The organism is Janthinobacterium sp. ROICE36, assembly GCF_002869965.1.
Lineage (GTDB): Bacteria > Pseudomonadota > Gammaproteobacteria > Burkholderiales > Burkholderiaceae_D > Janthinobacterium.
The window spans coordinates 21,365-41,347 of record NZ_PEBS01000001.1 but is presented as its reverse complement, the minus strand read 5'-3'; the positions used below and the strand labels follow the sequence as shown (position 1 = coordinate 41,347).

The window sequence follows — 19,983 nt, the reverse complement described above, 5'->3', positions numbered from 1 at the left end:
GGAGGTCGGCCTGGCGCTGGTGCGCAAGCCGACCGGACTAGCTATTCGTAGCGGTAGCCGAACGCCGCTTCAAACTGGTCGGCGATGCTGGCCGGCGTAAATAAATGGTTTTGCGCACCCTGGGTGGCGATCTTGATGGCACCCAGCAGGCTGGCCAGGCGGCCGCTGGTTTCCCAGCCCAGGTCGTTGGTGATGCCGAACAGCAAGCCAGCACGGTAGGCGTCGCCGCAACCGGTCGGGTCCAGCACTTCCTTGGCAGCTACGACAGGGATGTCGATGCGCTTGCCGTCCGTATAAATTTCCGAACCTTTCTCGCCGTGCGTGACGATCAGCGCTTCCAGGCGGCTGGCGATGTCCGGCAGGCTCAAGCCCGTGCGTTCCATCAACATTTCCATTTCATAGTCGTTGGCCGACACATACGTGGCTTTGTTGATGAAGTCGATCAACTGGTCGCCATTGAAACGTGGCAGCTGTTGACCTGGGTCAAACATGAAGGGAATGCCCAGTTCGGTCAGGTCGGCGGCGTGCTTGAGCATGCCTTGGTCGCCGTCCGGCGAAATAATGGCGACCTTGGCCGGCCCCGCATTGGCGATCGGGTTTTCATGTGCAAACGACATGGCGCCCGGGTGGAAGGCATTGATCTGGTTATTGTCCGCATCAGCCGTGACGAAGCACTGTGCGTTGTAACTGTCGGCCTTGATCAGGATGTTGGCGGTGGAAATGCCCAGCTTTTGCAGGCGCTCCAGGTAGGCGGCGCTGTCCTGCCCCATGACGCCGACGATGCGCGGGTCGCCGCCCAGCATTTTCAGGCTGTAGGCGATGTTGCCCGAGCAGCCGCCGAACTCCGTGCGCATGGTGGGCACGAGGAAGGATACATTCACCTTGTGCAACTGGTCGGCCAGCAGGGATTCGCCGAAGCGGCCGGGGAATTGCATGATGGTGTCGGTGGCAAGCGAGCCGCAGATCAGCGATGTTTTGGTCATGATAGTGTCGGTTAGGGGTAAAAGATGGCGATATGATAGCCAGACGCCGTGAGCTGGTCTAATGCAAAGTACAGTTTGATGGTTTGTTCCGAGCGCGGCGCAAACCCCTTGCTCACGTCGATCGTGACCGGCAGGTAGTCGCGCGGCGCGATTACGCGGCGCAGGAGCGGTTTGTCGTTGGCGTCGTTGAGTATCAGTTCAATGCTGGGCCAGGCTTGCACGCTGCGACTCTGGTTGCGCAGCAGCGAGACGTAGGAAAAGGTCTGTTCCTTGAGGGTTTGCAATTCCCCCTGCTCGATGGCTAGCGCCTCGATTTGTGCCGGCAAGTCGACCTGGCAGCCACTGATCTTGCACAGCGCGACCAGGGTCGGCTTCCACTGCGGAAACTGCGCCGCCAGCGGATTGCGGAAGGTGGTCATCACTTGCAGTAATAACAGGAGCAGCAGCACCGCCGAGCCGATGGCCATGGCCACGCGCAGGGCCTTGCCGCTCTGTTCGCGGCGCCGGCCCTGGGTCACAAAGGCCGGTTCGTCGTCGGCCGGCGCCATTGCCGTTTCCTCGGCCTCGGTCTCAATCGCTGGCTCGGGCACAACAGTGGCGGGCATGGGGTCAAATGAGTGGTCGGCCAAGGTCGGTTCCAGGCGCGTGGGTGCAGGCGCGACGCGCACGGGCTTGTGAAGGCTGACTTTGTCGGTGGCAGGCAATGCTGGAGCTACTGGGGCGACCACCGTTTCCAGGTTCGGTTCGCGGCGGCTGTCGCGCAAATACGTGGCGAAGGCGGGTGCCTCATCCACCTGGCGGCGCTTGAAGGGCGCCATGGGCTGGGGCAGCGGCGCTTCGGGCGGCTCGGCCGGTGCCATGACAGGGGCGGCGACAGGCGCGTCAGCCAGCGCCTCGTGGGGCAGGTTGACGTCGAGGTCCAGTTCGATGTGTTCGCTGTCGTCTTCCTTGAGCTGCGCTGTTGCCGGCAAGATGCCGAACGGGTCGAATGAGGTGTCGAAGTCCAGAGAATAGATCGGTTCGTCGTCTGTGGTGTTGTCGGCCGGATAAGTGGTCGACAATGCAGCGGCAGCGCCGGGGCCGGACGTTAACAACGGCGATGCCGCAGCTGGATCGACCAGTGCGGCATTGCCGTCAAACACTTCCCTGCACGTGCCACAGCGTACGATGCCCCCACGTAACTTCAACTGGTCAGCAGCGACCCGAAATATCGTGTTGCAATGGGGGCATTTGGTGGCGAGGGCCATTGCTGTGCTTATGCACCTTCCGCGCGTGGCGCAGGTGCTTGCGTGGCGCCCAGGCGGCCATGCAGGGCGACCCAGCCCTCTTGCTCGGCCCAGACACCCAATTGGATGAACGGTGCGTAGGCGGCGGCCACTTCCTCCGCCTGGCGTGCCAGCACGCCGGACAGGACCAGGGCGCCGCCGTCGGCGACGCGACCCGACAGCATCGGCGCCATCAGCTTCAATGGGCTCGACAGGATGTTGGCGACGACGATGTCAAATTTTGCCGTGGCGTGTGCCGAAGTGGCAAACGTGTCTGGCAAGAAATATTCGATCTCGCACTGGTTGCGTTCGGCATTGTCGCCAGCCGATTCGATGGCTTGCGGGTCGATATCGACGCCGGCCACTGTTTGCGCGCCGAGCTTCTTGGCCACCATGGCCAGGATGCCGGAACCGCAACCGTAGTCGAGCACGCTCTTGCCAGGGGCGGGATTAGCTTCCAGCCACTCCATGCACAGGCGCGTGGTCGGATGGCTGCCCGTGCCGAAGGCCAGGCCCGGGTCCAGTTCCAGGATCAGGCCAGCAGGATCCGGTGCCTCGTGCCAGCTGGGCACGACCCAGATATTCTTGCCGATGTGAATCGGCGCGAATTGCGACTGGGTCAGGCGCACCCAATCCTGCTCTTCCACGGGGCGCATGGTAAATGTCGGTACCGTTACCATGCCGACAGCTGCGGCTGCTGCGGCCACGATGGCGGCCTGGTCGGCGTCGACGTCGGTCAGCGCCACCACGCGGCTGCGTTCCCACGCCGCTTCCTGCGGTTCCATGCCGGGCTCGCCAAACAAGGGCTGCTCGGCATCCGTGCCTTCATCGGCGTCTTCCACCGAGACCGACAGGGCGCCCGCTTCCATCAACGCGTCGGACATGGCCTCGGCGTTGTCACGGGCGATTTCGATGACGATTTCCGTCCAGCTCATGCGCCCGCCTTGATTTCGGATTTCTTGGCGATGCTGGGGCTGCCGCTATTCAGGTTCTTGCCCAGGTCCGGCATGTCGGCCAGTTTCTGTTCCAGATAGTGAATGTTGGTGCCGCCTTCGATGAAGCGCGCGTCGATCATCAGTTCGCGGTGCAGGGCGATATTCGTGTTGATGCCTTCGACCACCATTTCGGACAGGGCGATCTGCATGCGGCGGATCGCTTGCTCGCGCGTGGCGCCGTAAGCGATCACTTTGCCGATCATCGAGTCGTAGTGCGGCGGTACGTAATAGCCGGCGTAGGCGTGCGAGTCGACGCGGATGCCAGGGCCGCCCGGTGCATGCCACGACACGATCTTGCCTGGCGATGGCGTGAACTTGAATGGATCTTCGGCATTGATGCGGCACTCGATGGCGTGGCCCGACAGCAAGACGTCGCGCTGGCGGAAACGCAGTTTTTCGCCGGCGGCGATGCGAATCTGTTCTTGCACGATGTCGATGCCGGTGATCATCTCGGTGACGGGATGCTCGACTTGCACGCGGGTATTCATTTCAATGAAATAGAACTCGCCGTTTTCGTACAGGAATTCAAACGTGCCGGCGCCGCGGTAGCCGATCTTGCGGCAGGCTTCGGCGCAACGGTCGCCAATTTTCTCGATCAGCTTGCGCGGGATGCCCGGCGCCGGCGCTTCTTCGATGACTTTCTGGTGGCGGCGCTGCATGGAGCAGTCGCGCTCGCCCAGCCAGACGGCGTTCTTGTGTTCGTCGGCAAGGATCTGGATTTCCACGTGGCGCGGATTTTCCAGGTACTTCTCCATATACACTTCAGGGTTGCCGAAGGCGGTGCCGGCTTCCGTCTTGGTCATCGACACGGCGTTGATCAGCGCAGCTTCCGTGTGCACCACGCGCATGCCGCGTCCGCCACCACCGCCAGCGGCCTTGATGATGACCGGATAGCCGACCTTGCGGGCGATTTGCACGATCGCTTTCGGATCGTCCGGCAATGCGCCTTCCGAGCCGGGCACGCAAGGCACGCCAGCCTTGATCATGGTTTGCTTGGCCGACACTTTGTCGCCCATCAAACGGATCGATTCGGAGCGGGGGCCGATGAAGACGAAGCCCGATTTCTCGACGCGTTCGGCGAAGTCGGCGTTTTCCGACAGGAAACCATAGCCAGGGTGAATCGCTTGCGCATCCGTCACTTCAGCGGCGCTGATGATGGCGGGCATGTTCAGGTAGCTCAGGGACGACTGTGCCGGTCCGATACAAACGGATTCATCGGCCAGCTTGACGTATTTGGCGTCCTTGTCGGCTTCGGAGTGGACTACAACCGTTTTAATGCCCATTTCGCGGCAGGCGCGCTGAATACGGAGGGCAATTTCACCACGGTTGGCAATCAGGATTTTTTCAAACATGGTAGGTTCGCGTATGTCTGTGAGAGCCGGCGAGCCGGCGAAACAACAAGTGTGAGGGGTTAAAACTGCAAACGGCCGTCGCCGGCCGTGTTGACTGGGTTTTAGCCGATCACAAACAAGGGTTGACCGAATTCGACCGGTTGGCCGTTTTCGACCAGGATCTGGGTCACAACACCGGCTTTATCGGAGTCGATTTCATTCAGGAGCTTCATCGCTTCGATGATGCACAGCGTATCACCTTCCTTGACGGTGGAGCCCACTTCAACGTACGCGGCGGTGCCAGGAGCGGAGGAGCGGTAGAAAGTGCCCACCATGGGCGACTTGACCACATAGCCCGTTGGCTCGGCGACGACGACTGCGGCCGCTGGCGCAGGTGCGGCAGGCGCGGCTGGCTGGTAGTGGGCTTGCATGCCTTGCGGCTGCATCATGACCATCTGGTTTTGCGGCATGGCCGACGATTTGACGATGCGAACCTTGCTTTCGCCTTCGGTAACTTCCAGCTCTGCGATGTCCGATTCGGCGACCAGGTCGATCAAGGTCTTGAGTTTTCGTAGATCCATGTAAAACCCCTAGGAATGTAGTTTGTTTTATGAGTGATGCGGTGATGTCCAGAACCTATCGCCGCGCTAAATGCATGCAGATCGCGTAGATTAACGTTTTTTAAGCGCAAAGTCGATGGCAAGCCGATATCCATCGATACCTAGCCCGCAGATCGTCCCCTGCGCGATCGCGCTGAGAAATGAGTGATGTCGAAACGTTTCGCGTTGATAAATATTCGAGATATGGACTTCCACGAACGGGATGGCGACCCCGGCCAGCGCATCGCGCAAGGCAACGCTGGTATGGGTCAGGCCGCCCGGATTGATGACGATGGCATCGATCCCTTCCGCTCGCGCGGCATGGATGCGGTCGATCAGCGCGCCTTCATGGTTACTTTGAAAGCAAACCAGGTCGGCACCGGCCGCCATGGCTTGCGCCATTGCTGCCTGCTCGATATCGGCCAAGGTGCTGGCGCCGTAGACCTCAGGCTCGCGCGTTCCCAGCAAATTCAGGTTGGGACCGTTGAGCAGAAGGAGGTTTTTTGCCATGTATGGAAGACCGTTTTAGCGAAAGTTCCGCATTTTGCCGCCAAAGATACGCATTGGCAAGAGAAAAAAGCACGCTCCGAATTTACAATTTATCCAGATCGGCGCGCAACTGATCAAATTTCAAGCGGCCCAGATAGGTCTTTTTGACTTCGCCATCGGCGCCGATCAGCACCGTAAAGGGCAAACCGCCCGTGGCATTGCCAAAATGACGCGACAGGTCGGTGCCGCTCAGACCGGACACATACACGGGATAGGCGATCTTGACCTTGCTGGCAAAAGTGGCAATATTGCTGGCCGAATCGATGCCGATGCCGATGACTTGCAGATTTTTCGCCGCATAATGACCTTGCACTTCGGATAACTCCGGCATTTCCTCCACGCAAGGCGGGCACCACGGCGCCCAGAAATTCACCAGCAAATTCTTGCCTTTCCATTGCGACAAGGCTTGCGTTGCGCCCGCCGCGTCCGGCAGGGACAGCGCATACAGTTCGTTGACGGGGCCCGTCGCGCCTGGCGCGATGGTGGTCGTCAGCGGTCCCGCTGCTTTCGCCTTTTCCTTGCTCAAGCCCACGTAGGCGCCCATGCCGCCGAACATCAGCGCCACGATGGCGCAGCCGATCCAATTCTTTTTTGTCATAACTTTATCTATATCAATGTTAGTCAGCAGCCGGCACGCCATCGGCGAGGCTGGCGGCCAGCAGGCTGCGCAGCCCGGCGATGTCGGTGCGCAGCACTTTGCCGTCCGCCTTGGTTTTCAGTGCGCCGCGCATATCGTCGAGCTCATACAGGGCTGCGTGCACGCCTTCGTTTTTCCATAAAAAACTGGCCGTCTCGACCGCATCATAACGCGCTCCCTTGAAATGCGGGCTTTCCGACATGTCGAGCACGACATTTTTATTCAGCAGGAAGATGTGGATTTCCTTGGCGCTCTCGGCAAACAGCTGCAAATAGATTTCGTCGTGGGGGCCGGCCGTGCCGTTCAGCACGGGGCCGCTGAGCAGGGGATGAAATTGTTGCAACGCTTGCATGACCTGCAGCGCGATCGTGCGCAGCTGGAACAATCGCGCCGGCTGGCTGTCGGCCAGGAACAGGGCATGGTATTGCCGCACCTGCTCTTCGATCATGTCGTTGTCAGGCAGTATGTTGGGCCGCTGCGGCGCGTCGCCCAGCACCTGCCGCGCCGCCTTGCGCTTGGCGCTGCCATAGTCGGCGCCATCCTGCGCCACCAGGCGCGCGGCAGCGGCGGCGATTTCCAGGCGCCACTGCGCGCTATCGTCAAATGCATCGTTCGTCATGAGCGAGATGATACTCCGAAGCGGAAAAAGTCATGGCGTCAGGTAAAATCCCACACTTGCTCTTTTTTATCTCACCGTCTTACTTACTTAAGCGTGCACCTTTCGCACTGATCACATGCATATTCATATTCTCGGCATTTGCGGTACCTTCATGGGCGGCCTGGCCGTGCTGGCCAAGGAAGCCGGCCATAAAGTCACCGGTTGCGATGCCAACGTCTATCCGCCGATGAGCACCCAGCTGGAATCGCAGGGAATCGAACTGATCCAGGGTTTTGATCCCGAACAAACCCAGCTGAACCCGGATTTGTATGTGATTGGCAATGTGGTCTCGCGCGGCAATCCGCTGGTGGAAGAAATTCTCAACCGCAGCCTGCCGTACGTCTCCGGCCCGCAGTGGATCGGTGAACATATCTTGCGCAATCGGTGGGTACTGGCCGTGGCCGGCACGCATGGCAAAACGACCACGTCGGCCATGCTGGCCTGGATACTCGAAGACGCGGGCTATGCGCCGGGCTTCCTGATCGGCGGCGTGCCGATGAACTTTGGCATTTCCGCCCGCCTCAGCGGCAAGATCGACGGCAAGAGCGCCGATTCGGACTTCTTCGTCATCGAAGCCGATGAATACGACACGGCCTTCTTCGACAAACGCAGCAAGTTCGTGCATTACCACGCAAAGACGGCCATCATGAATAACCTGGAATATGATCACGCCGACATCTTCCCTGATCTGCACGCGATCGAGACGCAATTTCACCATCTGGTGCGCACCGTGCCCGGCATCGGCCGCCTGGTGTTCAATGGCGACGAAGCGTCGCTGCAGCGCGTGCTGGCGCGCGGATGCTGGAGTGAAAAGGAAAGTTTTGGCCAGGATGCCAACTGGCAACTGCAAGAGCAGGCCGATGGCAGTTTCGACGTGTATTTCAATGGCCAGCAGGAAGGCCATGTGACGTGGGCACTCACAGGCAAGCACAACCGCAGCAATGCGCTGGCGGCCATCGCCGCCGCGCGCCACGTGGGCGTACCGATTGCCCAGGCGTGCGCCGCGCTGGCCACGTTTGACAGCGTCAAGCGCCGCATGGAAGTGCGTGGCGTGGTCAACGACATTACCGTGTACGACGATTTCGCGCATCACCCGACGGCCATTGCCACCACCGTGGGCGGCCTGCGCCAGAAAATAGGCAGCAGCGCCCGCATCCTGGCCGTGCTGGAACCGCGTTCGAACACCATGAAGCTGGGTGCCATGAAAGATGCGCTGCCGGGCAGCCTGAAGGATGCCGACCTGGTCTTCGGTTTCGGCAGCCATGCCGCGCTGGGCTGGAGCCTGGGTGACGCGCTGGCGCCGCTGGGCAAGATTGCCAGCGCCTATGAAGACATCGATACCTTGGTGACCGCCGTGGCCGCTGCCGCGCGTCCCGGCGACCAGATCGTCGTCATGAGCAACGGCGGCTTTGGCGGCGTGCACCAGAAATTGCTGGAGGCGCTGGGCCGATGATTCTGTACCTGCATGGATTCCGCTCGTCGCCCCAGTCGATGAAGTCGCGCCTGCTGGCCGCGCAGATGCAGGCGCTGGACCGCGAAGCAGAGTGGTTGTGCCCGCAATTGCCGGCCTCGCCCAAGCTGGCCATCGCACTGGCCCTGTCGCTGGTCACAGATGTGGCGCCCGCCGACCTGACCATCATCGGCTCCTCGCTGGGCGGCTATTACGCCACCTGGCTGGCCGAGCAGCTCGGTTGCCGCGCCGTGCTGCTCAATCCCGCCGTCGTGCCCCTGGTCGACTTGGAGCAGCATGTGGGCGTGACGACAGAGTTTCATTCGGACCAGCCATTTGAGTTCAAGCGCGAATACATAGCCGAGCTGGGAACCTTTGCTGTAGGGAAAATTACTGAGCCGCAACGTTATTTCCTGATCGCCGCCAGCGGCGATGAAGTGCTCGACTACCGCGACATGCTGGCGCATTATCAGGGGGCGCAGCAGTGCGTCATCGACGGCAGCGACCATGGCATCAGCGAATTTGCTGCATACCTGGCGCCCGTGCTGGCATTTTGCGGCATCCCTGCGGACGCCGCCCGGTGAGGCCGGGTTCGCTGCGCCAGGCGCAATGGCATGCGCACGTCAACGCCATCAATGCGCCAACGGCCCTGCGCCACTGGCTCACGGGCGGCGGGTCGCTGACGGCCAAGCTGCAAGCGCACAGTGGCGCGTTCCGCGTGCAATGTTTGCACCAGGAAACGGCGCGTTGCCTGAGCGACGAGGCGGCCAGCATCGGCTTGCACCGCGCGGGTCGGGTATGGGAACGCGAAGTGCTGTTGCGTTGTGATAACAAACCGGCCGTGTTTGGCCATACCGTCGTACCCATGCAGGCGACGGCCACGGACTGGCCCTTGTTTTCCGCGCTGGGCGAGCGTTCGCTGGGCACGACCCTGTTCGGTGACCGCATGGTGCGGCGCGGTACACTGGAATTTGCCCGCTTGCGCGCCGGCCACCCGCTGGTGCAGCGGGCGCAGGCGGCGCTGGCACGGGAAGGGCAGCGCGTCGACGAACAGGCCTTGTTTTTTGCCCGCCGCTGCCTGTATCAGCGTCACCAGGGATTGCTGCTGGTAACCGAAGTATTTTTGCCGGCGGTGCTCGAGTTGATATCCCTCACTCGCACCGTTGCAACCGACACATTAATAAACAAAGCATAACAATGAATCTATTTTTTGAAGAATCCGGCGATTTCAAGGTCGGCACGGTCCTGTCGCAAGCGGGTGAAGCGTACCAAGTGGAAATGGCCAGCGGCAAGCGCACCAAGGTGAAGATCAAGGATGTGCTGCTGCAGTATGAAAAGCCAGCCCCGGCCGAGCTGCTTGAGCACGCCAAGGCTGTTGCTGCCGAGATTGACCTCGATTTCCTGTGGGAAGTAGCGGGCGAAGACGAGTTCGGCTTTGCCGAGCTGGGCACCGAGTACTTCGGCCACGCCCCGTTGCCGCCGGAAGCCGCTGGCCTGATCCTGGCCTTGCATTCGGCGCCCGTGTATTTCTACAAGAAGGGTCGTGGCCGCTACAAGGCGGCGCCGGAAGCGTCGCTGAAGGCGGCATTGGCCGGCATCGAAAAGAAAAAGCAGCAGGCGCTGGTGCAGGCAAGCTATGTGGAAGAGCTGAAACAGAACCGCTTGCCCGCCTCGATGCAGCCCATGGTGCTGCAACTGCTGTTCAAGCCGGACAAGAACACCATCGAATACAAGGCGCTGGAAGCGGCGTGCACGGAATTGCACACGACGCCGCCGCGTTTGATGCTGGCCGTGGGTGGCATTGCGTCGCCGAAAGACTTGCACCTGTCGAAATTTCTCTACGAAAATTTCCCCAAGGGTGCAGGTTTTCCGAGCGTGCCCGTGCCGAGCGTGACGGCCAAGCTGCCGCTGGCCGACGTGGCCGCCTTCTCGATCGACGACGTGACCACCACCGAGATCGACGATGCCTTCTCCGTGCAGCCGCTGGCCGATGGCACCGTGAAAGTGGGTATCCACATCGCCGCGCCGGGCCTGGGCATCCGCCCGGAAGACGTGATCGACAAGATGGCGCGCCAGCGCATGTCGACCGTCTACATGCCGGGCGACAAGATCACCATGCTGCCGGATGAAATCGTGAATGCTTTCACGCTCGCGGAAGGCACGACGTGCCCGGCCCTGTCGCTGTACGCCACGCTGGACCCGAAAGCCGACTGGGCCGTGGTCAGCACGCAGACGCGCGCCGAACTGGTGCCGATTGCCAGCAATTTGCGCCACAACCAGCTCGATGACCTGGTCAACGAGGAAACGCTGGCCAGTGGCGAAGGCGAGTATCCGCACAAGGCTGATTTTGCCGTGCTGTGGCAATGGGCGCAGCAGCTGGAGCAAGGCCGCATGAAGAAGCGCGAAGCGTTCGGCCTGAAGCCGGAACAGAATAACCGCGTCGATTTCAACTTTTATGTAGAAAACGACATCGTCACCGTGGCGCGCCGCAAGCGTGGCGCGCCGCTGGACAAGATCGTCGCTGAACTGATGATCTTTGCCAACAGCACGTGGGGCAAGATGCTGCACGACCATGGCGTGCCCGGCATCTACCGTAGCCAGGGCGGCGGCAGTGGCAATAGCTGGGCGGCAAAGATGCAGGTGCGTATGGTCACCCATGCGGCGCCGCACCAGGGTCTGGGCGTGGACCAATACGCGTGGAGCACTTCGCCCTTGCGCCGCTATACGGATCTGGTGAACCAGTGGCAAATCATCGCTTGCGCCGAGCATGGCGTGACGGCGCCGCTGGTGGCCCCGTTCAAGCCCCGTGATGCAAACTTGTTCGCCATCGTCTCGGCGTTTGACGCCGCGTATGCCGCATATGGCGATTTCCAGTCGAACATGGAACGCTACTGGTGTTTGCGCTGGCTGCACCAGGAAAACGCGCGCCAGGTCGATGCCGTCGTGTTGAAAGATGAAATCCTGCGCCTGGTCGACATTCCGCTGGTCATCAAGCTGCCGGGCATGCCAGCGGTGGCGCGCGGCGCCCAGGTGAAACTGGACTTGCTGCGCTGGGATGAAGTCGACCTGAGCATCGAAGCGCGCCTGCTGGAAATCGCCGCCGTGCCGGATGCGGCGTCCGATGCCGAACTCGATTACGAGGAAGATGCGGGCGATGCCGGTGGCGACGAAGGCGACGTGGCGCCGGAAGCATCGCCGGAAGCGGCAAATCAGGTCAGCGACGCCGATGCGGAAGTGGCGGAACTGGCCAGCGAAGACGTGGTCAGCGAGCCCGAGGTCAAGTAAGGCCTCCAAGCCACAAGGCGGTGCCGAAAACTGTTGCCGGCACCGCCCTTTGACGTAGAATTCAGCCATCTTGTATCTTGTGCTTGTTGCGAACTGGGTTGCGCGTGAAGTCTTTCCGAGAGTATCGTTTCCTCATGATTGCCGTGGCGGTATCGCTGCTGGCGCACGGCGCCTTGCTGGCGCTGCATTTTGTCGCCCCGGCCCCGCAAAGGGCCGTCGCTACGGACCCTGGCCTGGAAGTGATCCTGGTCAACGCCAAACATGCGAACAAACCGCTGAAGGCCGACGCCCTGGCGCAAGCCAACCTCGATGGCGGTGGACTAGCCGACAAGGGCCGCGCCAAGTCGCCCTTGCCCGACATGCGCAAGGTGGAAGAGGGCGACAGCGTCAAGGCCAGCGCCCGGCGCATTGCCGAACTGGAACAAAAACAGCAGGAATTGCTGACACAGGCGGCCAAGCCGACGCCCTATAGCGCCGCGCCCGTCACGGAAAAGGACAAGCCCAATCCCCTGGCCTCCGGTTCGGACTTGATGGAAAGCAGCAAGGCCATCGCGCGCATGGCGGCCGAGATCAGCCAGACCGTGGAAGACCAGAACAAGCGTCCACGCAAGACTTTCATTACGCCCAGCACGCAGGAGGTCGGCTATGCCATGTATTACAAGACCTTGCAAAAGCGCATCGAGGAAATCGGCACCCTGAATTTCCCGCAAAAGAATGGCCGCAAGATGTATGGCGAACTGGTCGTGTACATTCCCATCTTCCAGGACGGCACGATTTACCAGAAGGAAGGCGGTGCCCGCGTGGAGAAAAGCTCGGGCAACGCGGCACTGGACGCGGCCGCCCTGGCCATCGTGCGCCGCGCGGCGCCTTTCGGCCGTTTCCCACCGAATATGTTGTCGAGTGATAAAGATGACCTGTGGGTCGTCATCACCCGTTTCAAATTTACCCGCGAAGAAAAAATGGAAGCTAACCTGACTGGCGGCAGCAATTGAACAAGCAAAATATTAAGCCTGATCAATATTGCGTATTTGGCAATCCCATCGCCCACAGCAAGTCCCCCCTGATACACGCCGCGTTTGCCCTGCAGACGGGCCTAGCCATGGCCTATGAACGCCGGCTGGCGCCGCTGGATGGCTTTGCCCTGGCGGCCCTTACGTTTGCGGCCGAGGGCGGCAAGGGCGCGAACGTGACCCTGCCCTTCAAGCTGGACGCGTGCGCGCTGGCCACCGTCCTGACGCCGCGCGCGCAAGCGGCCGGCGCCGTCAATACCCTGCGTTTCGATGGCGAGACCATTCTTGGCGACAATACCGATGGCGCAGGCCTGGTGGCGGACATCATGCGCAACGCAGGCGTGGCCATTGCCGGCAAGCGCGTCCTGCTGCTGGGCGCGGGCGGCGCGGCGCGCGGCGTCGTGCTGCCCTTGCTGGAACAGGCGCCGCAGGAAGTCTTCATTGCCAACCGCAACGTGGCCACGGCCGAGGCGCTGGTGGCACAGTTTGCCAATGCGCTGGCTCACCCCGATCAACTGCGCGCCGGCGGCTACACGCAGCCCGAGGGCCAGTTCGATATCGTCATCAATGCCACCTCGGCCAGCCTGGCGGGCGACTTGCCGCCCGTGCCAGCGAGTATCTTCGGCAGCCACACTCTGGCGCTGGACATGATGTATGGCGCGCAGCCCACCGTCTTCATGGACTTTGCCGCGCAGCATGGCGCGCAGGTGCGCGATGGCCTGGGCATGCTGGTGGAGCAGGCGGCCGAAGCATTTTACGTGTGGCGCGGCGTGCGGCCGCAGACGCAGGACTTGCTGGCGCAATTGCGGGGCAGCCTGTGAGCGCCGGCAAGAAGGGCGCGCGCAAAGGTGGTAGCGGCAAGCGCTACGGCTGGATCAAGTGGCTGTTCATCGTGCCCGTAATGGCCTTCATCGTCGTGCAACTGTATTTCTTCCTGCAAATCTGGTGGTGGGTCGACCACAACCCGTCCAGCACGGCCTTCATGCGTGAACAGTTGTCTGTCTTGCAGGACAAGCATCCCAATGCGACCATCCAGCAGACGTGGGTGCCATACAACCGCATCTCGAACAACTTGAAACGGGCCATCATCGCCTCGGAAGATGCGAATTTTTCCGAGCATGAAGGGGTGGACTGGGAAGCCTTGCAAAAGGCATATGAGAAAAATAGCAAAAAACAAAAGGTTGTGGCGGGCGGCTCCACCATCACGCAGCAACTGGCGAAGAATCTGTTCCTGTCCGGTTCGCGCAGCTATGTGCGCAAGGGCCAAGAATTGATCATCACGTATATGCTGGAAAGCCTGATGGAAAAGCAGCGCATTTTCGAAATTTATTTGAATGTGGTGGAATTTGGCACGGGCATCTTCGGCGCCGAAGCGGCTGCGCGCCACTATTACAAGGTCAGCGCTGCCGGCCTGAGCGCCGGACAGGCGGCGAAACTGGCCGTGATGCTGCCGAACCCCCGCTTTTATGACCGTCACCGCGATACGGGTTATCTGAACCGGCGCACTAGTGTCATCCTGCGCCGCATGGGAGCGGCGGAACTGCCTTGATGGCAGCCGGCTTTCTTTGCATAAAATCAAAGCTGCTTGATTGGCACTATTGCGGCGCAGCATCTTAATCGGCTCGGTTGGCGCAACGCCGCACTTTTTCCGTGAAAAAGCGGTGCCGGGGGGTGGTCGTGAAAAGGCCTTTGCGGGTACACTTGCGCTGTTTTCATTTTTGGCGCAAGCGCCAGCACATCACGATAACCCAACATCCGGCTGAGAGCGCGCATGATCAATGTCTTTGTATTACAGAATGGCCGGCTCAACCAGGTGCCGATCGACAGCCGCGCAGACCTCGAAAATGCCGAACCGGTGTGGGTCGACCTGACCGACCCCACCGATGATGAACGGGCCTGGGTCAAGGCCATCTACAACGTCACCCTGCCGGGCGAAGATGAAGTCAAGGATATTGAAGCGTCGGCCCGCTATTACGAAGCGGAAAACGGCGACTTGCATCTGCGCACGGACTTCTTGCGTGAAGAAGACGACGGTCCCTCGCGCGTCATCACGGTAGCCTTCATTCTGGCCCGCAAGATCCTGTTTTCCATGCATACGGACGACCTGCCCGTGTTCCGCCTGGTGCGCATGCGCGCCCGCTCGCGGCCAGGCTCGATCGCCGACTACATGGACGTGCTGCTCGACCTGTACGCCACCGACGCCGAATATTCGGCGGACGTGCTCGAAGGCATCTACCAGAACCTGGAAGAAGTCAGCACGCGCGTGCTGCAAAAGGAATTTACCGATGCGCACGCGGCCGAAGCGCTGAATGCGATTGCCCACGAGGAAGATTTGAATGGCCGCATCCGCCGCAACATGATGGATACGCGCCGCGCCGTGAGCTTTTTGATGCGCGGCCGCTTGTTGAATTCCGAGCAGTTCGAGGAAGCGCGGCAGATTTTGCGCGACATCGAATCGCTCGACGGCCATACCTCGTTCCTGTTTGACAAGATCAACTTCCTGATGGATGCCACCGTCGGTTTCATCAACATCAACCAGAACAAGATCATCAAGATCTTCTCGGTGGCCAGCGTGGCCTTCCTGCCGCCGACCCTGATCGCCAGCGTGTACGGCATGAACTTCAAGCTGATGCCGGAACTGGAGTGGTCGTTCGGCTATCCGTGGGCCTGGGGCTTGATGATTACCAGCGCCATCGCGCCCTTCCTGTATTTCCGCCATCGGGGCTGGCTGAAATAACCGTCTCGCCGGGACGCTCCCGCGTCCCGGATTTCAAGGCGAGCGCAGCAATTTCAAAAATCGGCGATAATCATTGGTATTGCGTGGTATTGCATTGGTATTTGCGCGTAGCCGCTTGCCTGGCGCCCGATTCTTTCCCCCGTAATCTGCTTTTTGCAGAAAAGTATCGTTATTGATACGTTTTCTGCGTGGTAGCATCCGCCTGTTCCACCTATGATCGTTGCGATGCCAGCCTTGGCCGGCTGGCCGCCGCATTTCCCGTCACCGTTGCCTTCTGGAGAGTCCATGCCTGATACCGCCACTATCCCACCGCGCTTTACCCATTTGATCAGCGACTGCGATGGCGTGCTGATCGACAGCGAAGCCGTGGCCCTGCAAGCGCTGCTGGAATTGCTGGCGCCGCGCCTGCCCAATTTGCCCCAGGGCGTCACCCTGCAAGGCTTGATCGAGCCGCGCCTGGGCCAGCGCCTGGTGCCGCTGATGCAGGATATCTACAAGGAACTGGGCTTGCCGCAATTGCCGGCCGACGAGATCATGGCCATCGGCAACGCCGTCGATGCGGCCTGCGATGCGCAATTGCGCGCCGTGCCGGGCGTGGCCCAGGCGCTGGCCGCCATTGCGCTGCCCAAGGCCGTGGCCTCGAACAGCGTCAGTGCACGCGTGCTGTCGGCGCTCGAGCGCACTGGCATGGCGCCCCTGTTCGATCAACGCGTGTTTACGCCGGACCTGGTGGGCCACGCCAAGCCGCATCCGGGCGTCTACCTGGCGGCGGCGGCCGCCTTTGGCGTGCCGCCTGGTCAATGCCTGGCGCTGGAAGACAGCGTCACGGGCGTGACGGCCGCCGTGGCGGCAGGCATGACGGTGCTGGGCTTCATCGGCGGCGGGCATATCGCCCCCGGCCAGGAAGCGCGCCTGAAGGCGGCCGGCGCGCATCTCGTGTTCAACGACATGGCCAGCTTGCCGGCGCTGGTGGCTGCGGTGCTACAAAGCGCTACAGTGTAACGACACCTGACAAAACCGTAGCGAGCGGCAGTGATTTGTGGCCGAGAAGCGCAACCGTACTCTAGTACGGTGAGCATCGCCGGCCGCAAAGCGCGACGCGCAGTAGGTTTTGTCAGGTGTGTACCTTACGCGAGTTTTGCGAATACCTTGCGCGCAGCGGCGATGGTGGCGTCGATGACGGCATCATCGTGCTGTGCCGAGACGAAGCCCGCCTCGAAGGCGGCTGGCGCAAAGTACACGCCTTCGTCCAGCATGGCGTGGAAGAAGGCGTTGAACTTGCTACGGTCGCCCGCCATCATTTCTGCGTAGCTGGTCGGCGGCGTGGCGCTGAAATAAATGCCAAACATGCCGCCGATGTAGTCGGCGCAGAAAACCACGCCCGCCTCTTGTGCGGCGGCCGTCAAGCCTTCGGCCAGGCGCTTGGCCGTGGCGCCCAGTTGCTCGTAGAAGCCTGGCTGCTGGATCAGTTTCAAGGTGGCCATGCCGGCTGCCACGGCGACCGGGTTGCCCGACAGGGTGCCCGCCTGGTAGACGGCGCCCAGCGGTGCCATGTGGTGCATCAGCGCCGCGCTGCCGCCGAAGGCCGCCACCGGCATGCCGCCGCCAATCACCTTGCCCAACGCGGTGAGATCGGGCTGGATGCCGTACAGCGCCTGCGCGCCGCCCAGGGCCACGCGCAAGCCGCACATGACTTCATCGAAAATGAGCAGGGCGCCGTGCTGCGTGCACAGCTCGCGCATCGCCTGCAGGAATTGCGGCGTGGCTTTCACCAGATTCATGTTGCCGGCCACCGGTTCGACGATGACGCAGGCGATCTCCGCGCCGAAGCTGTCGAAGGCGTCTTTCAGCTGTTCGACGTTGTTGTAGTCGAGCACCAGGGTGTGCTTCACAAAATCTTCCGGCACGCCGGCCGAGGTCGGGTTGCCGAAGGTGAGCAAGCCGCTGCCCGCCTTGACCAGCAGTGAATCGGCGTGGCCGTGGTAGCAGCCTTCGAATTTGACGATCTTGTCGCGTCCCGTGGCGCCGCGCGCCAGGCGCAGGGCGCTCATGGTCGCTTCCGTGCCCGACGATACCAGGCGCACCTGCTCGATCGACGGCACCAGGCGCGTGATTTCCTCGGCCATCAGCACTTCGCCTTCGGTCGGCGCGCCGAACGACAGGCCCAGCGCGGCGGCATCCTGCACCGCCTTGACTACTTCGGGGTGGGCGTGACCGACGATGGCCGGGCCCCAGGAACCGATGTAGTCGATATAGCGCTTGCCGTCCGCATCCCAGAAGTACGGGCCTTCGGCGCGCGTGATGAAGCGCGGCGTGCCACCGACGGAGCGGAAGGCGCGCACGGGCGAGTTGACGCCGCCTGGCGTGGTTTTTTGTGCGCGGGCAAACAGGATGTCGTTCTGTGAAGTCGTCGTCATGATAATCGTGCCTTGAAAGTGGATCGTTGTCTGTGTCGTCTGTTCTGTGCTTATTGGCCGCCGCGCTGGCGCTGCTGCTGGAATTGCCGGTTCGGCACCAGCTTGCCCATGCCGTGGCGCTGCGCGTGGGCCAGCGCGCCGGTGGTAAATTCCTGCGCCGCCACGACTACCTGCGGCACATCGTCTTCGTTTTCAGCCAGGGCCAGCAGGGCGGTGGCCGCCGCCGAGAGGGTGCTGCCGGCGCCGTTGAAGATGCCCGGCAGGTGCTGCCATTCGTCGTGGCGCACCACGCCGTCCTCGCCGAACAGAGTATTGGCGCGCAATTTGCCTTCGGCCGTGCCGGACTTGCTGGCGTCGGCCGGCATGCCGGTGACGAGCACGTATTCGCAGCCCAGGGCTACCAGGTAATCGACATCGTTTTGCAGGGTGTCGTCCGGGTCGGCGTCGCGCCAGGTTTCGGCCAGGCGCTCCAGCTCCACCGGCGAAAGCACCAGCAGGGTCGTTTGCGGGATCAGCAACTGGCGCACGGCCGTGAGGATATCGTCGTCGTCCATGCCCTGTTCCGGCAGCGCCGAAATGAAGGGATCGAGGATCAGCGGCACGTTCGGATAGTCGGAGACGATTTCGGCGATGGCCGTGACGTTTTCCACGCTGCCCAGGGCGCCGATCTTGATGGCCGAGACGGACATGTCTTCGAGCAGCACGCGCGCCTGGTCGGAAACCCAGTCCGGGTCGACTGGCTGCACGTCTTCCACGCGCGCTGTATCGCTGATCAACAGGCCCGTGGTGACCGACAGGCCATGGCAGCCGAAGGCTGAAAACGTGGCCAGGTCGGCCTGGATGCCGATCGCACCGACCGGATCGGACACGCCGAAGCTTAATATGAGGGGAGAAGTTTGGTTTTGCACGGCGGGTAGATTAAGATACCTAATTCAGCATTTTACTTGATTGAAGGGTGGCAGAACGTGAGTAGCAACGAAACAACGCAGCAATTCCAAACGTGGATGTGTCTAATTTGCGGCTGGGTTTATGATGAAGCGGCCGGTCTGCCCGACGAAGACATCGCTCCCGGCACGCGTTGGGCCGATGTGCCGATGAACTGGACCTGTCCTGAATGCGGTGCGCGCAAAGATGATTTCGAGATGGTGGCGCTTTAATTGATCCAGATCCGTGGGATGGTGCTGCCTGCATGCTGGTATCGCGGCGGCCTGTGCTATGGTATGAAAGATTGTCGAATAATCACATGACGCGCCCCTTCCTGCCCGAGGCACCGTCCGATGCCATGTACGCCAGCGCCACGATACTCGTCATCGACGACAGCGCCACCAGCCGCAGCGCGGCGGAAAAGGTCTTGCGCGAGGCAGGTTATCGCGTAGTGGTGGCGGAAAACGGCTTCGAGGCCTTGGCCAAGATCGCCGACTGCCAGCCGGCGCTGATCGTGTGTGACATTGTCATGCCGCGCCTGGACGGCTACCGCACGTGTGCGCTGATCAGGGCCAGTGCGGCCTTTCATGCCACGCCGGTGCTGATGCTGTCGTCGAAAGAGGGCTTGTTTGACCGCGCGCGCGGCGCCATGGCAGGCGCCAGCGCCTGCCTGGTCAAGCCGCTGGTGCGCGAGGCACTGCTGCAAGCCGTGCGGCTGCACCTGGCCAGGCATTTTGAGTAAGTGGTTTATTGATAGACAACGCAGCAAGGAAGCAGATGGCCATACACACAATTCTGATCGTCGATGACTCGCCGACAGAACGCTATTACCTGAGCGAGATACTGGTGCGTGCCGGTTATGCCGTCGTCACGGCGCAGGACGGTGCCGACGCGTTGGCGCAACTGAAGCAGTCCAAGCCCGACCTGATACTGATGGATGTGGTGATGCCTGGTGCGAATGGCTTCCAGATCACGCGGGCGATTGCGCGCGATCCCGAACTGCAGGACGTGCCGGTGATTATCTGCTCCTGCAAGAGCCAGGAAACGGACCGCATCTGGGGCTTGCGCCAGGGTGCGCGCGATTACCTGGTCAAGCCGATGGTCGAAGCCGAGCTGCTGGCCAAGATCGCTGCGCTTTCCTGA

The 19,983-nt window shown here is 61.4% G+C and carries 22 protein-coding genes; 12 read left to right on the top strand and 10 right to left on the bottom strand.

The features are described from left to right. Positions 1-41: 41 nt before the first annotated feature. From CSZ94_RS00195 to CSZ94_RS00160, 8 genes are all read right to left on the bottom strand, one after another. Positions 42-983, bottom strand: coding sequence for a carbohydrate kinase family protein (locus CSZ94_RS00195; protein ID WP_102119634.1), 942 nt, complete (start codon positions 981-983; stop codon positions 42-44). An 11-nt stretch (positions 984-994) separates the two neighbouring features. Next, on the bottom strand, positions 995-2,230 hold the full coding sequence (locus tag CSZ94_RS00190; RefSeq protein WP_102119633.1) for a DUF3426 domain-containing protein: 1,236 nt from the start codon (positions 2,228-2,230) through the stop codon (positions 995-997). A gap of 8 nt (positions 2,231-2,238) precedes the next feature. Next, a complete protein-coding gene (gene prmA, locus CSZ94_RS00185) occupies positions 2,239-3,183 on the bottom strand; it encodes a 50S ribosomal protein L11 methyltransferase (protein WP_102119632.1) in 945 nt (314 codons plus the stop codon). Then, positions 3,180-4,595, bottom strand: coding sequence for an acetyl-CoA carboxylase biotin carboxylase subunit (accC, locus tag CSZ94_RS00180; RefSeq protein WP_102119631.1), 1,416 nt, complete (start codon positions 4,593-4,595; stop codon positions 3,180-3,182). Before accC ends, prmA begins: the two co-directional genes overlap by 4 nt. Positions 4,596-4,696: 101 nt before the next feature. Continuing rightward, the gene (gene accB, locus CSZ94_RS00175; protein ID WP_102119630.1) at positions 4,697-5,155 is read right to left on the bottom strand and encodes an acetyl-CoA carboxylase biotin carboxyl carrier protein; all 459 of its coding nucleotides are present in this window, start codon (positions 5,153-5,155) and stop codon (positions 4,697-4,699) included. Between the two features lie 90 nt (positions 5,156-5,245). Beyond that, on the bottom strand, positions 5,246-5,683 hold the full coding sequence (gene aroQ, locus CSZ94_RS00170) for a type II 3-dehydroquinate dehydratase (RefSeq protein ID WP_101482773.1): 438 nt from the start codon (positions 5,681-5,683) through the stop codon (positions 5,246-5,248). 82 nt (positions 5,684-5,765) lie between these two features. Next, the gene (locus CSZ94_RS00165; RefSeq protein ID WP_071075523.1) at positions 5,766-6,320 is read right to left on the bottom strand and encodes a TlpA family protein disulfide reductase; all 555 of its coding nucleotides are present in this window, start codon (positions 6,318-6,320) and stop codon (positions 5,766-5,768) included. Between the two features lie 19 nt (positions 6,321-6,339). After that, on the bottom strand, positions 6,340-6,978 hold the full coding sequence (locus CSZ94_RS00160) for a hypothetical protein (RefSeq protein ID WP_102119629.1): 639 nt from the start codon (positions 6,976-6,978) through the stop codon (positions 6,340-6,342). Between the two features lie 115 nt (positions 6,979-7,093). Between CSZ94_RS00160 and mpl the strand changes: the two genes are divergently transcribed. The 9 genes from mpl to CSZ94_RS00115 all read left to right on the top strand — a co-directional run bounded on the left by mpl (position 7,094) and on the right by CSZ94_RS00115 (position 16,501). Further along, positions 7,094-8,470 carry a UDP-N-acetylmuramate:L-alanyl-gamma-D-glutamyl-meso-diaminopimelate ligase gene (gene mpl, locus CSZ94_RS00155; RefSeq protein ID WP_102119628.1) on the top strand — a complete coding sequence of 459 codons (1,377 nt, stop codon included), beginning with the start codon at positions 7,094-7,096 and terminating at the stop codon, positions 8,468-8,470. After that, a complete protein-coding gene (locus CSZ94_RS00150) occupies positions 8,467-9,051 on the top strand; it encodes a YqiA/YcfP family alpha/beta fold hydrolase (RefSeq protein ID WP_102119627.1) in 585 nt (194 codons plus the stop codon). The genes mpl and CSZ94_RS00150 overlap by 4 nt, the downstream gene beginning before the upstream one ends. After that, positions 9,048-9,662 carry a chorismate--pyruvate lyase family protein gene (locus tag CSZ94_RS00145; RefSeq protein ID WP_102119626.1) on the top strand — a complete coding sequence of 205 codons (615 nt, stop codon included), beginning with the start codon at positions 9,048-9,050 and terminating at the stop codon, positions 9,660-9,662. Before CSZ94_RS00150 ends, CSZ94_RS00145 begins: the two co-directional genes overlap by 4 nt. Before the next feature lie 2 nt (positions 9,663-9,664). After that, positions 9,665-11,752, top strand: coding sequence for a ribonuclease catalytic domain-containing protein (locus CSZ94_RS00140; RefSeq protein WP_102119625.1), 2,088 nt, complete (start codon positions 9,665-9,667; stop codon positions 11,750-11,752). Between the two features lie 134 nt (positions 11,753-11,886). Next, entirely contained in the window at positions 11,887-12,744 is an 858-nt protein-coding gene (locus tag CSZ94_RS00135; protein ID WP_102119624.1) for a TonB family protein, read from the top strand. Further along, positions 12,741-13,583, top strand: a complete 843-nt coding sequence (aroE, locus tag CSZ94_RS00130; protein WP_102119623.1) for a shikimate dehydrogenase — start codon at positions 12,741-12,743, stop codon at positions 13,581-13,583. Before CSZ94_RS00135 ends, aroE begins: the two co-directional genes overlap by 4 nt. Next, positions 13,565-14,311: a monofunctional biosynthetic peptidoglycan transglycosylase gene (gene mtgA, locus CSZ94_RS00125; protein ID WP_374703552.1), complete on the top strand. Its 747-nt coding sequence runs from the start codon at positions 13,565-13,567 to the stop codon at positions 14,309-14,311. The genes aroE and mtgA overlap by 19 nt, the downstream gene beginning before the upstream one ends. A gap of 222 nt (positions 14,312-14,533) precedes the next feature. Then, positions 14,534-15,499 carry a magnesium/cobalt transporter CorA gene (gene corA, locus CSZ94_RS00120; RefSeq protein WP_034746658.1) on the top strand — a complete coding sequence of 322 codons (966 nt, stop codon included), beginning with the start codon at positions 14,534-14,536 and terminating at the stop codon, positions 15,497-15,499. A gap of 285 nt (positions 15,500-15,784) precedes the next feature. Then, positions 15,785-16,501 carry an HAD family hydrolase gene (locus CSZ94_RS00115; protein ID WP_102119621.1) on the top strand — a complete coding sequence of 239 codons (717 nt, stop codon included), beginning with the start codon at positions 15,785-15,787 and terminating at the stop codon, positions 16,499-16,501. Between the two features lie 125 nt (positions 16,502-16,626). Here CSZ94_RS00115 and hemL read toward each other — a convergent pair whose 3' ends face one another. Then, positions 16,627-17,916 carry a glutamate-1-semialdehyde 2,1-aminomutase gene (gene hemL, locus CSZ94_RS00110; RefSeq protein WP_102119620.1) on the bottom strand — a complete coding sequence of 430 codons (1,290 nt, stop codon included), beginning with the start codon at positions 17,914-17,916 and terminating at the stop codon, positions 16,627-16,629. Between the two features lie 50 nt (positions 17,917-17,966). Beyond that, positions 17,967-18,824, bottom strand: a complete 858-nt coding sequence (thiD, locus tag CSZ94_RS00105; RefSeq protein WP_102119619.1) for a bifunctional hydroxymethylpyrimidine kinase/phosphomethylpyrimidine kinase — start codon at positions 18,822-18,824, stop codon at positions 17,967-17,969. 96 nt (positions 18,825-18,920) lie between these two features. Between thiD and CSZ94_RS00100 the strand changes: the two genes are divergently transcribed. The 3 genes from CSZ94_RS00100 to CSZ94_RS00090 all read left to right on the top strand — a co-directional run bounded on the left by CSZ94_RS00100 (position 18,921) and on the right by CSZ94_RS00090 (position 19,983). Next, complete coding sequence (locus tag CSZ94_RS00100; protein ID WP_010401308.1) at positions 18,921-19,073, top strand: rubredoxin; 153 nt, start codon at positions 18,921-18,923, stop codon at positions 19,071-19,073. A gap of 86 nt (positions 19,074-19,159) precedes the next feature. Continuing rightward, positions 19,160-19,582: a response regulator gene (locus CSZ94_RS00095; protein ID WP_308410523.1), complete on the top strand. Its 423-nt coding sequence runs from the start codon at positions 19,160-19,162 to the stop codon at positions 19,580-19,582. Between the two features lie 35 nt (positions 19,583-19,617). After that, positions 19,618-19,983 carry a response regulator transcription factor gene (locus tag CSZ94_RS00090; RefSeq protein WP_102119618.1) on the top strand — a complete coding sequence of 122 codons (366 nt, stop codon included), beginning with the start codon at positions 19,618-19,620 and terminating at the stop codon, positions 19,981-19,983.